The following is a 16,662-nucleotide window of genomic DNA, read 5'->3' as shown; positions in this document are numbered from 1 at the left end:
GCTGGTTCTCACCGAAGACAACACCTATGAAGGCGGTACCGAGCTGAACGCCGGCACGCTGCAGGTGTCCAGCGAAGACAAGCTGGGTTATGGCGACCTGACCTTCGACGGCGGCACGCTCAAGACCACCGCCACCTTCGCCTCGGGACGCAGCGTCACGCTCACAGGCGCCGGCACCTTCAGCACCGATACCGCCACCACCCTCACCCTCTCCGGTGTCCTCACCGGCGATGGCGGCCTGACCAAGACCGGCGCCGGCACGCTCATCCTCTCCGGTAGCAATGACTACACCGACGGTACGACGGTCTCGGCCGGCACGCTGCAGATCGGCGCCGATAGCAATCTCGGCGACGCGAACGGCGACCTCACCCTCAACGGGGCCACGCTGGCGACGACCGCGACCTTCGCCTCCGGTCGCGGCGTGACGCTCTCCGGTGGCGGCACGGTCAGCACCGATACCGCCACCACCCTCACCCTCTCCGGTGTCCTCACCGGCGATGGCGGCCTGACCAAGACCGGCGCCGGCACGCTCATCCTCTCCGGCAGCAACGACTACACCGGCGGCACCACCGTCTCGGCGGGTACGCTGCAGGTCGATGGCAGCGTCGCCGGGGCGGCCTCGGTGGCGAGCGGCGCCACCCTCGCCGGCAGCGGCAGCCTCGGCGGCAACGTCACCCTCGCCACCGGCGCCACCCTCACGCCCGGCACCGCCAGCACCGCCGGCAAACTGTCCATCGGCGGCAATCTCTCCGTCGGCTCCGGCGCCACCCTGGCCTTCAACCTGGCCGTGGCCAACGATCCCGACAGCACGCTCAACGACCGCATCACTGTCACCGGCGACCTCACGCTCTCGGGCGGCCTCGTCACCGTCAATGGCGGCGGCAGCTTCGCCGCCGGCAGCTACCGGCTGATCGACTATGCCGGCACCCTCACCCTGGAAGGCGACGGGCTCACGCTGGAAGGCGTACCCGCCTCGCTGTCGAACAGCGTGATCCAGACCTCGGTTGCCGGCCAGGTCAATCTGATCGCCATCGTCGACGGCGTCTCCACCCAGTGGTGGAACGGCGCCGGCACCGCCGGCAGCGGCACCATTACCGGCGGCAACGGCACCTGGAACGCGGCGACCGCCAACTGGACCAATGTCGACGGCACCATCGCCGCGTCCTGGATCCAGGGCGGCCTCGCCATCTTCAACGGCACCGCCGGTGAGGTGACGCTCGGCAGCGCGATCAGCGCCAGCGGGCTGCAATTCGCGGTGGACGGCTATCAGCTCACCGGCGCCCAGACCCTGACCCTGGTGACGCAGGCCGATGCCAGCGCCCCCTTCATCAAGGTGGATGACGGAACGGCCACGCTCGCCGTGACCCTGGCCGGCACGGACGGCCTCACCAAGACCGGCACCGGCACGCTGGTGCTCTCGGGCGCCAATACCTATGGCGGCGGCACGACGATCTCCGCCGGCACGCTGTCGATCGCGGCCGACGCCAATCTCGGCGACGAGGAGGGCGGGCTGACGCTCTCGGGCGCCACGCTGGCGACGACCGCGACCTTCGCCTCCGCGCGCGGCGTGACGCTCGCCAGTGGCGGCACGATCAGCACCGACAGCGCCACCACGCTCACCCTCTCCGGCTTCCTCACCGGCGATGGCGGCCTGACCAAGGCCGGCGCCGGGACGCTGGTGCTCTCCGGCACCAACACCTACACCGGCGGCACCACCATCTCGGCGGGTACGCTGTCCATCTCGGCCGACGCCAATCTCGGCGATGAGGAGGGCGACCTCACCCTCAATGGCGCCACGCTGGCGACGACCGCGACCTTCGCCTCCGGTCGCGGCGTGACGCTCTCCGGTGGTGGCACGTTCAGCACGGCGGAGAGCACCACCCTCACCCTCTCCGGTGTCGTCACCGGCGAGGACGGCCTGACCAAGACCGGCGCCGGCACGCTCGTGCTCTCGGGCAGCAACGACTACACCGGCGACACCATTGTCTCGGCGGGCACGCTGTCCATCGCGGCCGACGCCAATCTCGGCGATGAGGAGGGCGACCTCACCCTCAACGGGGCCACGCTGGCGACGACCGCGACCTTCGCCTCCGCGCGCGGCGTGACGCTCGCCGGCGGCGGCACGATCAGCACTGACACCGCCACCACCCTCACCCTCTCCGGTGTCCTCACCGGCGATGGCGGCCTGACCAAGGCCGGCGACGGCACGCTGGTGCTCTCGGGCGCCAATACCTATGGCGGCGGCACGACGATCTCCGCCGGCACGCTGTCGATCTCGGCCGATGCCAATCTCGGCGACGAGGAGGGCGTGCTCACCCTCAACGGGGCCACGCTGGCGACGACCGCGACCTTCGCCTCCGCGCGCGGCGTGACGCTCGCCAGTGGCGGCACGATCAGCACCGACAGCGCCACCACCCTCACCCTCTCCGGCGTCCTCACCGGCGATGGCGGCCTGACCAAGACCGGCGCCGGCACGCTCATCCTCTCCGGCAGCAACACCTACACCGGCGGCACCACAATCTCGGCGGGCACGCTGTCCATCGCGGCCGACGCCAATCTCGGCGACGCGAACGGCGGGCTCACCCTCGCCAATGCCACGCTGGCGACGACCGCGACCTTCGCCTCCGGTCGCGGCGTGACGCTCTCCGGTGGCGGCACGTTCAGCACCGACAGCGCCACCACGCTCACCCTCTCCGGCGTCCTCACCGGCGATGGCGGCCTGACCAAGACCGGCGCCGGGACGCTCATCCTCTCCGGCAGCAACGACTACACCGGCACCACCACCATTTCCGCCGGCACGCTGCAGGTCGGCAATGGCGGCATCACGGGCTCCATTGCCGGCGCCATCGCCAATAGCGGCACGCTGGTCTTCGACCGTTCCGACGACATGACGGCCGGTGGCGCCATCACCGGCACCGGTGCGCTGGACAAGCGCGGGGCCGGCACGCTGAGCCTCACCGGCGCCAACAGCGCCGGCGCCGGCACCACCGTCTCCGCCGGCACGCTCGCCCTCGGTGGCGGCGTCAGCCTCGCCAGCGATGTCGAGGTGACGTCCGGCGCCACGCTGCAGGGCGCGACCGACGGCACGGCGGGCGGGACCATCGCCGGCACCGTCACCATCGCCGATGGCGGCACGCTGCGCGCCGGCGCCGGCGCCACCGCCGGAGATTATGGCCTGTCCATGAGCGCGCTGGTGCTCTCCGGCAGCGCCAATGTCGATGTCGTGCTCGGCGCGCCGGGAAGCGGCGGCGTCATCTCCACCGGCACGCTGACGCTGGACGGCGTGCTCAATGTGACCAATGGCGGCGGGATGGCCGTCGGTGTCTACCGCATCATCGACTACACCACGCTGGCGGCCAATAACGGGCTGGTGCTCGGCACCACGCCGACCGATTTCGCCTATGAGATCCAGCTCGCCCCGGGTCAGGTCAATCTTGCCGTGCTGAGCGGCGAGATGCTGTACTGGAACGGCAGCACCACCACGGCGGGCGGCACCATCCAGGGCGGCAACGGCACCTGGACGGCGAGCCCGACAGAGACCAACTGGCTGACCTCGTCGCTCAACCAGTCGCGCGCCTGGAACGGCGGCTTCGCCGCCTTCGCCGGCACGGCCGGCACGGTGACGGTCGACGGCACGGTATCGGCGACCGGCCTGCAGTTCATGGTCGACGGCTACACCGTCTCCGGCGGGACGATCACCCTCGCGGCGGCCTCCGGCAAGACGCCGGTGCGCGTCGGCGATGGAACCGATGACGGCGCCGGCTACAGCGCCACCATCGGCTCGGTGCTCGCCGGCTCGACCGGCCTTGAGAAGACCGATCTCGGCACGCTGATCCTCACCGGCGCCAACATCTATACCGGCGGCACCACGGTCACCGGCGGCACGCTGCAGATCGGCAATGCCGGCACCACGGGCGCGATCGGCGGCGATGTCGCCCTCGCCTCCGGCGCGGGCCTCGTCTTCAACCGCACCGATGAGGTGACCTTTGCCGGCGCCATTTCCGGCGCGGGCACGCTGGCCCAGAACGGCAGCGGCACGCTGATCCTCACCGGTGCCGCCACCCATTCCGGCGGCACCACTGTCGCCGCCGGCACGCTGCAGATCGGCAATGGCGGCACGTCAGGCGCGTTGGCCGGCAACGTCACCAATAATGCCGCCCTCGCCTTCAACCGCAGCGACGAGGTGACCTTCGCCGGCGCCATCTCCGGCAGCGGCTCGCTCGCCCAGAACGGCAGCGGCACGCTGATCCTTTCCGGCAGCAATACCTACACCGGCGGCACCACTGTCGCCGCCGGCACGCTGCAGCTGATGGGCGGCGCGGCGCTGGCCGATGGCGGACGCCTGACCATCGACGCGGGCGCGACGCTTGCGCTCGGCGATGCCAACGAGACGGTGGGCTCGCTCGCCGGTGCGGGCACGCTGTCCCTCGGCAGCAACGTCCTCACCAGCGGCGGCGACGGTACGACGACCACCTTCTCCGGCGCGATCACCGGCACGGGCGGGCTGATCAAGCAGGGGGCGGGCACGCTGACCCTGAGCGGCAGCAATGGCGCGGCGACTCTGCAGGTCGACGCCGGCACGCTGGTTGCGGACGGCTCCGGCGCGCTGGCGACTGGCAGCACCGTGACGGTGGCGGCGGGGGCGATCCTCGATCTGCAGATGACCGGCACCAAGGCGCTTGGCGCGCTGAGCGGCGCCGGCAACGTGCAGATGAACGCGGCCAGCCTGACGGTGGGCAGCGACAACAGCTCCACCAGCTTCTCCGGTGTGCTGTCGGGCACGGGCGGCTTCGGCAAGACCGGCACCGGCACGCTGACGCTGAGCGGCGCCAACACCTATACCGGCACGACCACCGTCTCCGGCGGCACGCTGGCTCTGACCGGCAGCGTCGCCGGCGGCGCGACGGTGGAGAGCGGGGCGACGCTCTCGGGCGATGGCACAGTGGCGGGCACCGTCCAGGTGCTGGCCGGCGGCACGCTCACCGGGGCGCAGGCGGACGCGCTGACCATGGGCGGGCTCGACCTCCAGGCCGGCGCCAATGTGGATATCGCGCTCGGCCTGACCACGGATGGCGACGTGTTCACGGTGAACGGCGATGTGACGCTGAACGGCACGCTGAACGTCACCCAGGAAGCGGGCTTCGGCGCGGGTGTCTACCGCTTCATCACCTATACGGGCAGCCTCACCGACAATGGCATGGTGGTGGCGCCGCTCACCGGCGGGTTCGCCGGCGGGGTGCAGACCTCGGTGGCGGGCGAGGTGAATCTCATCGTCGAGGGCGCGGACGCCCCGATCCAGTTCTGGAACGGCTCGACCACCACGCCGTCGCAGTCCGTCAATGGCGGCACGGGCACCTGGACGGCGGGCGCCGCGACCAATTGGACCAACGCATCGGGCACCATCTCGCAGGCCTGGAATGGCGGCTTCGCCGTGTTCCAGGGCACGGCCGGCACGGTGACGGTGGACAATGGCTCCGGTCAGGTCAGCGCCAGCGGGATGCAGTTCGTCACCAGCGGCTATCTCGTGACCGGCGGATCGATCGAACTGACCGGCACCGAGAAGGCGACGATCCGCGTCGGCGACGGCACCGACGCGGGCGCCGCGACGGTGGCGACCATTGCCAGCGCCCTCACCGGCTCGGTGGGCATGGAAAAGACCGATCGCGGCACGCTGATCCTCACGGGAGCGAGCAGCTACACCGGCGGCACCACCATCTCGGCGGGTACGCTGCAGATCGGCGATGGCGGCGCCACCGGCTCGATCCTCGGCGACATCACCAACAATGCCGCGCTGGTGTTCGACCTCTCCGCCGACACCAGCTTCGCCGGGGCGATCTCCGGCACCGGCACGGTGACGCAGAACGGTTTGGGCGTGCTCACGCTCGCAGGCAGCAACAGCTATTCCGGCGGCACCACCATCGGCGCGGGCACGCTGCGCGTGCTCACCGCGCAGGGCCTGGGCACGGGCGGGCTCACCATCGAGCGCGGGGCGACGCTGCAGGCCAGCGGCACCTTCACCCTCGCCAGCGGCGTGGTGCTGTCGACGGCGCTGTCCTCGCCGTCCGACGCGACGATCGCGGTGGATAGCGGCACGACGCTGACCGTCTCGGGCGTCGTCTCGGGCGGCGGCGATCTGGAGAAGACCGGCACCGGCACGCTGATCCTGACGGCGAACAACACCTATACCGGCACCACCACCATTTCCGCCGGCACGCTGCAGATCGGCAATGGCGGCACCACCGGCTCGGTGGCCGGCGACATCGTCAACAATGCCAATCTGGTGTTCAACCGCTCCGACACCTACACCATCACCGGCGCCATCAGCGGCAACGGCACGCTAACCCTCACCGGCGGCGGCACCGCCGTGTTCGGCTCGTCCTATTCGGGTCAGGTGACACTGCAGAACTCGACGACCGCGCTGGTGGCGGGATCGACGACGACGGCCACCTTCGTGGTGAATGCCGGCGGCGTGCTGGGCGGCTCGGCGACCATTGCCGGCCTCACCGTCAACAGCGGCGGCGTGGTGGCGCCCGGCTATTCGCCGGGCACCCTGACGGTCAACGGCCCGGTGGCCTTCAACAGCGGCTCAATCTATTCCGTCGATGTGACGCCGGAGGGCGCGCATGACCTCATCGTCGCCTCCGGCAATGTCACGATCTCCTCGGGGGCGAGCGTGAAGGTGGTGGCGACGGCGGGCACCTATGACCGCCAGAGCCAGGTCACCATCCTCACCACCTCTGGCACCGTGACGGGCACGTTCGGTACGGTCAGCTCGAACTTCGCCTTCCTGCGGCCGACGCTGACCTACGACCTGCACAATGTCTATCTGGACCTCGTCTATAGCGGCGCCGAATTCGTCGATTACGCGCAGACGCCGAACCAGGCCCATGTCGCAGTGGCGGCGCAGGCGCTGGGCGAGGGCAATGCGGTGTTCGAGGCGCTGCTGATGCTGCCCGACAGCGCGGTGGCCCCGGCGCTGAACCAGCTGACCGGCGAAATCTACCCGTCGATCAACACCGTGATCCAGCAGGAGAGCGTCTATCTGCGCGACGCGGTCGGCGCCCGTCTGCGCCAGGCGGATATGAGCACGGGCACGAGCGCGCTCGGCTATGCCGCCAAGGCGGCGGGCCCGGCCACGGCGGCGCTCAGCCGCGACCTCGCCCCCACGCTGTGGGCGCAGGGCTACGGCGCCTGGGGCGATGCCTTCGGCAATGGCAATGCGGCGACCATCTCCTCCTCGATCGGCGGCTTCCTCGGCGGCGTCGACGCGGCCATCGCCGACAATGTGCGTGCCGGTGTGGTGACGGGTTACAGCCGCTCGACCTTCGCCGTCGACGGTCGCTCCTCGTCCGGCTCGATGGACAATGTCGATCTGGGCGTCTATCTCGGCGCGCAGTTCGGTGCCCTCGGCCTGCGCGGCGGTGCCTCCTACAGCTGGCATGATATCGATGTGGAGCGTACCGTGGCCTTCCCCGGCTTCGCCGAACAGGAGAGCGCGAGCTACATGGTCGGCACCACGCAGATCTTCGGCGAGGCCGGCTATCGCATGGCCTATGCCGGCTACGAGATCGAGCCCTTCGTCGGTCTCGCCTATGTCGGCGTGGCCGGCGGGTCGGCCAGCGAGAGCTGGCTCGACGCGGCGGGGCTCGCGGTCGATGTCGCCGGGCAGGACACGTTCTACTCCACGGTGGGCGCGCGGATGGCGACCTCCTTCGATTGGGGCGGTCGCACCGTGACGCCGAGCGCGACGCTCGGCTGGCAGCACGCTTTCGGCGACACGGACTCGACGGCGACCATGCGCTTCCTGTCCGGCACCACGCCCTTCGAGATCCAGGGCGTGCCGATCGCGCAGGACACGCTGCTCGTCGGCGCCGGCCTCGCCTATGGCCTGTCCGATACGGTCACGCTCCAGCTGAACTATGCTGGGCAGATCGCCGCGCAGGCGAGCCAGAACGCCTTCAGTGCCCAGTTCTCGGTGAGGTTCTGACCGGATGCCGCAGACTTGCGCCAGCCGCCTCGCGTCGCCGCCGAACCGGCTTCCTCACACGGCGTCGCCGTGCCGCAGCCGCGGCCGGCGTCGCTCACATCCCTTCCCTCGCGTTCAAGAAAGAGCAGAGACATGCATGCGAGCCTGAAAATGCTCGGCGCCGCCCTGATGGCCGGCGCGCTTATCGCTGGGCCCGCGCAGGCGCAGCAGTTCACGACCGCCCAGGCTCCGGCCCAGGCGACCCAGCCTCGCCCGGCGGCGCCCGCCGCCGCCCGTCCGGCGGCAGCGGCACCCGCGGCGGCCGCAGGGGATGCGTCGCAGCCGGTCGAGACCACCGCGACCTATCAGGACTGGCTGATGCGCTGCGTCACCCCGACCGACCAGCCCCGCGCCTGCGAAGTGATCCAGAAGCTGCAGGTGCAGGGCCAGGGCCTCGTCGCCACCATCGCCGTCGGTCGCGCCGACCCGAAGTCGCCGATGATCATCCTCATCCAGGTGCCGCAGGGCGTGTGGCTGCCGGCCGGGATCTCGCTGAAGATCGGCGAGAACGGCAAGGAGCTCGACCTCGAATATAAGCGCTGCGCGCAGGTCTGCGTCGCCGAAGCCCAGCTCGACGCCGCCATGGTGCAGACCATGAAGACCACCGCCGAGGCGGGCAGCTTCACCTTCCAGGACGGCGCCCAGCGTCCCGTCACCCTGCCGGTGTCGTTCAAGGGCTTCGCGCCCGCGCTCGACGCCAGCCTCAAGCCCTGACCCCTGCCCACCGAAGGCCGCAGCCGGCCCGGCTGCGGCGCTCCTTCCTCTTCACGAAAGCTCTTCCCATGTCGGCCGGCACGCCTATTCCTGCTCCCGGGCTTCCGCCCTTTTACGGCTCCCCCGCGCTTCTGCGCTTCCCTGACCATCGCCTGATCGGTCTGCGCGAGGGCGTGGATTTCGGCTTCGCCCGGGCGGCGACGGCGATCCCGCTGGTGGCGAGCGAGTTCGTTCACGTCCAGCGCAGCTATCCCATCGTGTTCGCGACCGACGAGGGCGCCGCGCCGCTGGCGGTGACCGGGCTCACCGCTGGTCAGAACCTGTTCGTGCGCGCGGAAGGGAGCTGGACGGAAGGCGACTATGTGCCGAGCTATGTGCGCCGCTACCCCTTCATCGGCATGACGCCGGGCGAGGGTGAGGCGATCCTGCTGGGCGTGGACCTTTCCGCCCCCCACGTGACGACCGACGCGGTGCGCGACGGCGCCCGCCCGCTCTTCAACGAAGACGGCAAGGCGACCGAGGTCGCGACCGCCGCCATCGCCTTTTGCGAGGCGTACGCGGTCGAGCACGAGCGCACGCGCGCCTTCGCCGCCGCCCTCGAATCCGAAAACCTGCTGACCGGCCGCGAGGCCCGCGTCACCCTTCCGGATGGGACGGAGAAGCTGATCCAGGGCTTCCGCCTGGTCGATGAAGCGGCCTTCCGCGCGCTTTCCGGCCCGACGCTGGAGACGTTCCACATCAATGGCTGGACGGACCTCATCGTCCTCCACCTCGCCTCGCAGCAGGCCTGGCGCGGCCTCGTCGCCCGCGCTTTCCCGGCGGCCTGAGGCGCTTCGGCGGAGCGGCGGCGCGCCACGGCAGCGCCGCCGGCCGCACAGCGTCTCGCACGCCGCCTCGCGTGTCGGACGGGAGCGCGTACCCATGCGCGATGGGTCATTGATGGGACCGGCCCCGGCATGACGATGCCGAAGACCCGCTCCGTCTTGATGCGAACGCGCCCTCGGTCCCCCGGCTTTTCGCGGAACTGCCCGGCCTATGCGCCCTCGGGCGCCGGTGGCTCAGCGAGTTCATCATTGGCGATGTCGGCGCTGCGCCGCACCGGATGCGGGCCTTCCTCGTCCTTGGCCATGGCTCGGATGCGCTTGCCGATCTCCGGATGTCGGCGGATCACCTCCGCCAGCGATTCCGCTTCCAGAATCAGCAGCATGCAGCGCCCGCGCGCCCGCGCCGTGGCGGCGCGGTGCGTCTGGTGCAGCAGCGCCATCTCGCCGAAGAACTGCCCCTCGCCCAGCACATGCACGCTGTCGGCGAATTCCAGTTCCACCTCGCCCGAGGCGATGAAGTACATGGAGCGCGCCACCTCGCCGCGACGGGCGATCACCTCGCCGGGTTGCGCGGTATGGGCGGAGAGCATTTTGTGGATCTCGCCAATGCCGGACGCGTCGAGATCGGCGAACAGCGGCACGCGCGCCACCATGCCCCAGGTGATGACGAAGTCGCGGCGCTTGATCACATCGACGAAGGACGTGGCGATGATGCCGACCGGCAGGGCGATCATCACGATGCCGGTGACCATGGTCAGGCTGGCGATGATCCGGCCGGGGACGGTGACGGGATAGACATCGCCATAACCGACCGTGGTCACCGTCGCCATGGCCCACCACATCGCCGCCGGAATCGAGCCGAGATGCTCGGGCTGAACATGGCCTTCCGCGACATACATCGCCGAGGCGGCGACGAGCACGGCGGCGGACAGCAGCCAGAAGCACGCCATCAGCGCCTGACTCTCGCGATGCAGCACTTCGAGCAGCGACTGCATGCCGGGCGAATAGCGCACCAGCTTGATGAAACGCAGCAGGCGGAAAATCGCCAGCGTGACGAGATTGACCCCGAGGGCCGCCGACAGCACGAAGGGAAGCCAGGCAATGAGATCGACAATCGCCACCGCGGTGCGCGCGTAGCGCAGCCGCGCCCGCAACGGCGTGAGACCGCGATAGCGCGGATTCTCCGGCGCCACCCAGAGACGAAGCGCATATTCGAGCGCGAAAACCAGCAGGGACAGCCGCTCGAAGCCGAGAAAGGCGCGGTAGTCCCGCAGATACAGGCTCGGCACCGTCTCCAGCACGGCGACGATGACGTTGAGCACCACCAGCACGATCAGGCCGATTTCGACCCGGTGCGCTGTGCGGTCATGCGCGGCGTCGCGCTCCAATATCTCGTAGCAGCGCCGCCGCCGCGCGCGCCACAGCGACGCCGTCGACCCGCCGGGCTCGTGTCTGCGCGCCGCCATCTCCGGCCACTCCCCCGCCCCTCGGCGCGATCAGCCGGCGAGCGCGCTCTCGATCGCCGCCAGCGCCTCCGCCGCCCGGGCGCCGTCGGGCCCGCCCGCCTGCGCCATGTCCGGTCGCCCGCCGCCGCCCTTGCCGCCCAGCGCCTCGGCGCCGCGCCGCACCAGCGCCACCGCGTCGAAACGCCCGGTCAGATCCTCGGTGACGCCGACCACCAGCCCGGCGCGGCCATCCTCGGTGACACCGACAATGGCCACCACGCCGGAACCGATGCGCTTCTTGCCCTCATCGACCAGGCTCTTGAGATCCTTGGGCTCGATGCCGGTGACTTCCCGCGCCAGCAGCTTGACGTCGCCGACGCTGCGCACGGGCTCTTCCGCCCCGGCCCCGCCGCCCATGGCCAGCTTGCGCCGCGCCTCGCCCAGCTCGCGCTCGAGCTTGCGGCGTTCCTCGACCAGAAGGGCGAGACGGGCTTCCACTTCAGCCACCGGCGCCTTCAGCAGCGCCGCCGCGCCCTGCAGCGCCTGGCGATCGGCGGTCAGCGCATGGCGGGCGGCATCGCCGGTCATCGCCTCGACCCGGCGCACCCCGGCACCGACGGCGCTTTCGCTGACCAGGCTGATGACGCCGATATCGCCCGTGCGCCCGACATGGGTGCCGCCGCACAGCTCGATCGAATAGGGCGCGCCATTGCCGGGATCGGTGCCCATGCTGACGACGCGGACCTCCTCGCCATATTTCTCGCCGAACAGCGCCCGCGCGCCGGAGGCGATGGCATCATCCACCGCCATCAGGCGGGTCACCACCGGCTCGTTGCGCAGCACGATGCGGTTGGCGAGGTCCTCGACCTGCCGCAGTTCATCCGCTTCCACCGGCTTGGGGTGCGAGAAGTCGAAGCGCAGCCGATCCGGCGCGACCAGCGAGCCCTTCTGCGCCACATGGTCGCCGAGCACGCGGCGCAGCGCCTCGTGCAGCAGATGGGTGGCCGAATGATTGGCGCGGATCGCCTGGCGGCGCTCGGCGTCGACAGTGAGCGCCAGCGCGCTGCCGACCTTGAGCGTGCCGCTCTCGACCGTGACCTCATGCACGAACACGTCGCCGAGCTTCTTCTGCGTGCCGGTGACACGGACCTTGAGCCCGTCCTCGCCGGTAAACATGCCGGTATCGCCGGTCTGGCCGCCGGATTCGCCGTAGAACGGCGTCTGGTTCAGCACCACAAGGCCGGTGGCGCCGGCACCCAGCTCCGCGACCTGCCGCCCCTCGGCGACAAGCGCCGTCACCGTGCCCTCGGCGCTCGTCGTGTCATAGCCGAGGAACTCGGTCGCCCCGGCATCCTCGCGCACCGCGAACCACACCGTGTCGGTCGCCGCCTCGCCCGAGCCGGACCAGGAGGCGCGGGCCTCGGCCTTCTGCCGCGCCATGGCGGTGTTGAACGCCTCGACATCGACGCCGACGCCGCGCGCGCGCAGCGCATCCTCGGTGAGGTCCAGCGGGAAGCCGAACGTGTCGTAGAGCTTGAACGCGGTTTCGCCGGAGAATTTCGCGCCGGCCTCCAGGCCCTCGCTCTCGGCTTCGAGGATGGACAGGCCCCGTTCCAGCGTCTTGCGGAAGCGGGTTTCCTCGAGCCGCAGCGTCTCCGCCACCAGCGCCTCGGCGCGCACGATCTCCGGGAAGGCCCGGCCCATTTCACGCACCAGGATCGGCACCAGGCGGTGCATCAGCGGATCGCGGGCGCCGAGCAGCTGGGCGTGGCGCATGGCGCGGCGCATGATGCGGCGCAGCACATAGCCGCGGCCCTCATTGGAGGGCAGCACGCCATCGGCCACCAGGAAGGTGGAGGCGCGCAGATGGTCGGCGATCACGCGGTGGCTCGCCTTTTGCGGGCCGTTGGCGGGCACGTCGGTCAGTTCCTCGACGGCGCCGGTCAGGGCGCGCATGAGGTCGATCTCGTAATTGTCGTGCGTGCCCTGCAGCACAGCGGAGATGCGCTCCAGCCCCATGCCGGTATCAATGGACGGGCGCGGCAGCCGCACACGCTCACCGCCCGGCAGTTGCTCGAACTGCATGAAGACGAGATTCCAGATCTCGATGAAACGGTCGCCATCCGCGTCGGCCGAACCGGGAGGGCCCCCGGCAATATGCGGGCCGTGGTCGAAGAAGATCTCGGAGCACGGGCCGCAGGGGCCGGTATCGCCCATCTGCCAGAAATTGTCTGACGTCGCGATGCGGATGATGCGCTCGTCCGGCAGGCCAGCAATGCGCTTCCACAGCCCGAACGCCTCGTCATCCTCGTGATAGACGGTGACGAGCAGCTTCTCGACCGGCAGTTCGAATTCGCGGGTGATCAGGTTCCACGCGAGCTCGATGGCGTTCTCCTTGAAGTAATCGCCAAAGGAGAAATTGCCGAGCATCTCGAAGAAGGTGTGATGCCGCGCGGTATAGCCGACATTGTCGAGGTCGTTGTGCTTGCCGCCGGCACGAACGCATTTCTGCGAGGTGACCGCGCGCGAATAGGGTCGCTTCTCGATGCCGGTGAAGACGTTCTTGAACTGCACCATGCCGGCATTGGTGAACATCAATGTCGGGTCGTTGCGCGGCACGAGCGGGGAGGAGTCGACCACCTGGTGCCCGTTGCGGGCGAAATAGTCGAGGAAGGTCGCGCGAATCTCGTTTACGCCGCTCATGAACCCGGGTCCGCCGATGCTGGATAGCAGCGCCGCGAAGGGCGCCGACCCGCACCGACCGGCGCGGGCGCAACGGTTCTAACGACGCATCAACACCTTGTCCAGAAAGCAGCGGGGCGTCGTCCCCGCTCCGCTGCCGTCCAGGCGCTCAACAGCCGGAGATGCCGCAGGCAGGCCAACCGCCACCCCGGTCGCGGCTCACTCGGCGTCGTCGCCGTCCTCGCTCTCTTCGCTACCCGCGAGGATTTGCTCGGCGATGAGGCCGGCATTCTGCCGGATGGTCGCCTCAATGCGCCCGGAAACCTCGGGGTGCTGGCGCAGGAAGGTCTTGGCGTTCTCGCGACCCTGGCCGAGGCGCTGGCTGTCATAGGAGAACCATGCGCCGGACTTCTCGACCACACCGGCCTTGACGCCGAGGTCGATCAGTTCGCCCATCTTGGAGACGCCCTCACCATACATGATGTCGAACTCAACCTGCTTGAAAGGCGGCGCCAGCTTGTTCTTCACCACCTTGACGCGGGTCTGGTTGCCGACGACCTCCTCGCGCTCCTTGATCGCGCCGATGCGGCGGATGTCGAGGCGGACAGAGGCGTAGAATTTCAGCGCATTGCCGCCCGTGGTGGTTTCCGGGCTGCCATACATCACGCCGATCTTCATGCGGATCTGGTTGATGAAGATCACCATGGTGTGGGAGCGGTTGATCGAGGCGGTGAGCTTGCGCAGCGCCTGGCTCATCAGCCGCGCCTGCATGCCCGGCTGGTTGTCGCCCATCTCGCCGTCGAGTTCCGCCCGCGGGGTGAGGGCCGCGACCGAATCCACCACCAGCACGTCCACCGCGCCCGAGCGCACCAGCGTGTCGGCGATCTCCAGCGCCTGTTCGCCGGCATCGGGTTGCGAGATCAGCAGATTGTCGAGGTCCACGCCGAGCTTGCGGGCATAGATCGGGTCCAGCGCATGCTCGGCGTCGATGAAGGCGCACACCCCGCCCTTCTTCTGCGCTTCCGCAATGGTGTGCAGGGCGAGCGTGGTCTTGCCGGAGGATTCCGGCCCGAAAATCTCGATCACGCGCCCGCGCGGCAGGCCGCCAATACCCAGAGCAATGTCGAGGCCGAGCGAGCCGGTGGAGACGGTCTCGATCTCCATGATCTTGTCGTTCTTGCCCAGCCGCATGATCGAGCCCTTGCCGAAATGGCGCTCAATCTGGGTCAGGGCGGCGTCGAGCGCCTTGGACTTGTCCATGGAAGATCCTTCAACGAGTCGTAGAGTCGATTGAGTCATTGCCGGGCTCCGGGCTGGGCGCAAGGGAAAAGGGCGGCGGGGCAGACGTTACCGCACTTGTACCCTGTTTGTTCGATGTTCGCAATATGTTCTCGTTGCGAAACCGAGGCCCCCACGCCCGTCAGTTCTCCGCCGGGCCGAGACGGCGGAGATAGGCGGCGACCGGCTCCCATTCGCCCTCGGCCACCGCCAGAGCGAGGTAACCATCCGGCCGCACCAGTTCGATGCCGCCGGGCACCGGGTTCGCGCGCATCACCGGATCGATCAGCGCGCCGGGCAGATCGTCCGGCGGCGGGGCCACGCCGGCGCCGAGCCGCAGGGTGAAGCGCGGCGTATCGCCGGCGCCATAGGGCACTTCCCCGGCCAGCGGCGCCGACCGCATGCCGGCGCGCGGGCCGGCGCCCCAGGAAGCGCCGTTAAGCGGGCTGTCGGCGTAGTGGATCGCGATCTCGGTCAGTTCGCCGGCGAGGGCGTGCCGCACCGGCGCCAGGCCCAGCACGAAGGGCATGACGATGTTGCGCAGCTGCCGCGCCAGCGGGTTGCCGAGCGTGCCGAGCCGGATCAGCCGGCCGGAGGTGGCGATCACCTCCGCCCCCACTGCCCGCCGCTCCGGGTCGTAGCTGTCGAGCAGCAGCGGGGAGGTCGCGCGCCCGCGCAGCACCAGAGCGAGTTTCCAGGCGAGGTTCACCGCGTCCTGCATGCCGGTGTTCATGCCCTGCCCGCCGGCGGGGCTGTGCACATGGGCGGCATCGCCGGCGAGAAAGACGCGCCCTACCCGGTAGCTCTCGACCTGCCGCTCATTGATGCGGAAGGAAGTCGTCCACAGCGGCTCGGTGAGGGTGATGCCGCCCGGCCCGCGGCGGTCGAGCAGCGCCTGAAAGCCGGCCATATCCGGCGGTGGCGGCGCCGCAGGGGCCGTGGACGGGCCGAGGCCGATGATGACGCGGTAACGCCCGGGCGCCAGCGGGAACAGCACCGCCGGTCCGTCCCTGTGCAGGCAGGTGGCGAATTCGTCGACCGGGAACGGCATGCCGGCGAGATGAAAATCGCCCTGCGCCCAGTCGCTGCCCAGCGTCTCGCCGGCGAAAGCGAGGCCGAGCCGGTGGCGCACCGGGCTGTGGGCACCATCGCAGCCGATGAGCGCGGAGAAATGGGCGGTCTCCTCCCGCCCGTCGGCGCGGCGGAGCGTGGCGGTGACGCCGTCCTCGTCCGGCGTGAAGTCCGCCAGCGCCGTGGCCAGTTCCGGCCGCACGCCGCGCGCCTCCAGATGATGCAGCAGAATGCGCTCGGTCTCGCTCTGCGGCAGCATCAGCACGAAGGGATAGGGCGACTCAATCTCGGCAAGCGGCACGCGGGCGAGGCTCTTGCCATCGGCCAGCATATGGGCCGCAATCACCTTGTTGCCGCCGGCGATGAGCTCGGCGGAAAGGTCGCCGCCGGCGCGGTCCAGCAGCTCCAGCGTGCGCGGCCAGATCGCCACGGCGCGGGAGGTGGTGGCGCGCGCGGTCATCGGGTCGACGATCCGCACCTTCACGCCGTAGCGCGCCAGTTCCAGCGCCATCACCAGCCCGACCGGGCCGGCACCGGCGATGAGGACGGGATCGGGACGGCGGTCGGTCATGCGCGTTCCCCCGGGCCCAACGGCGCGCGGCGCTGTCGGCGCGCCAAAAGT

General features: G+C 69.8%; 7 protein-coding genes and 1 pseudogene. 4 read left to right on the top strand and 4 right to left on the bottom strand.

Annotated elements, in window-relative coordinates:
- Position 1: 1 nt before the first annotated feature.
- The 4 genes and pseudogenes from J2S75_RS22470 to J2S75_RS11895 form a co-directional block, all read left to right on the top strand.
- A pseudogene (locus tag J2S75_RS22470) lies at positions 2-64 on the top strand (autotransporter-associated beta strand repeat-containing protein); the annotation flags it as partial.
- Positions 65-7,987 carry an autotransporter-associated beta strand repeat-containing protein gene (locus J2S75_RS11905; RefSeq protein WP_307020062.1) on the top strand — a complete coding sequence of 2,641 codons (7,923 nt, stop codon included), beginning with the start codon at positions 65-67 and terminating at the stop codon, positions 7,985-7,987. It begins immediately after the preceding pseudogene.
- Between the two features lie 132 nt (positions 7,988-8,119).
- Positions 8,120-8,740 (top strand): invasion associated locus B family protein, encoded by a 621-nt coding sequence (locus J2S75_RS11900; protein ID WP_307020061.1) that lies wholly within the window; start codon positions 8,120-8,122, stop codon positions 8,738-8,740.
- A gap of 68 nt (positions 8,741-8,808) precedes the next feature.
- On the top strand, positions 8,809-9,567 hold the full coding sequence (locus J2S75_RS11895; protein WP_307020060.1) for a SapC family protein: 759 nt from the start codon (positions 8,809-8,811) through the stop codon (positions 9,565-9,567).
- Between the two features lie 206 nt (positions 9,568-9,773).
- On the opposite strand, the gene J2S75_RS11890 is transcribed toward J2S75_RS11895, so the two are convergent.
- The 4 genes from J2S75_RS11890 to J2S75_RS11875 form a co-directional block, all read right to left on the bottom strand.
- Positions 9,774-11,030, bottom strand: coding sequence for a cyclic nucleotide-gated ion channel (locus J2S75_RS11890; protein WP_307020059.1), 1,257 nt, complete (start codon positions 11,028-11,030; stop codon positions 9,774-9,776).
- A gap of 30 nt (positions 11,031-11,060) precedes the next feature.
- Complete coding sequence (gene alaS, locus J2S75_RS11885; RefSeq protein ID WP_307020058.1) at positions 11,061-13,712, bottom strand: alanine--tRNA ligase; 2,652 nt, start codon at positions 13,710-13,712, stop codon at positions 11,061-11,063.
- A gap of 198 nt (positions 13,713-13,910) precedes the next feature.
- A complete protein-coding gene (gene recA / locus J2S75_RS11880) occupies positions 13,911-14,990 on the bottom strand; it encodes a recombinase RecA (RefSeq protein WP_307020057.1) in 1,080 nt (359 codons plus the stop codon).
- 121 nt (positions 14,991-15,111) lie between these two features.
- Positions 15,112-16,611, bottom strand: a complete 1,500-nt coding sequence (locus J2S75_RS11875; protein ID WP_307020056.1) for an FAD-dependent monooxygenase — start codon at positions 16,609-16,611, stop codon at positions 15,112-15,114.
- Between the last annotated feature and the right edge of the window lie 51 nt (positions 16,612-16,662).

This window comes from Ancylobacter polymorphus, assembly GCF_030813495.1.
In the GTDB taxonomy this organism is placed as follows: domain Bacteria; phylum Pseudomonadota; class Alphaproteobacteria; order Rhizobiales; family Xanthobacteraceae; genus Ancylobacter; species Ancylobacter polymorphus.
Note: the sequence above shows the minus strand (reverse complement) of the source record. Positions and strands in the feature narration are given on the sequence as shown.

Excerpts from the sequence above, each read along its gene's own strand:
- J2S75_RS11875 (WP_307020056.1), bottom strand. The coding sequence starts at position 16,611 with ATGACCGACCGCCGTCCCGATCCCGTCCTCATCGCCGGTGCCGGCCCG.
- recA (WP_307020057.1), bottom strand. The coding sequence starts at position 14,990 with ATGACTCAATCGACTCTACGACTCGTTGAAGGATCTTCCATGGACAAG.
- alaS (WP_307020058.1), bottom strand. The coding sequence starts at position 13,712 with ATGAGCGGCGTAAACGAGATTCGCGCGACCTTCCTCGACTATTTCGCC.
- J2S75_RS11900 (WP_307020061.1), top strand. The coding sequence starts at position 8,120 with ATGCATGCGAGCCTGAAAATGCTCGGCGCCGCCCTGATGGCCGGCGCG.
- J2S75_RS11890 (WP_307020059.1), bottom strand. The coding sequence starts at position 11,030 with ATGGCGGCGCGCAGACACGAGCCCGGCGGGTCGACGGCGTCGCTGTGG.
- J2S75_RS11895 (WP_307020060.1), top strand. The coding sequence starts at position 8,809 with ATGTCGGCCGGCACGCCTATTCCTGCTCCCGGGCTTCCGCCCTTTTAC.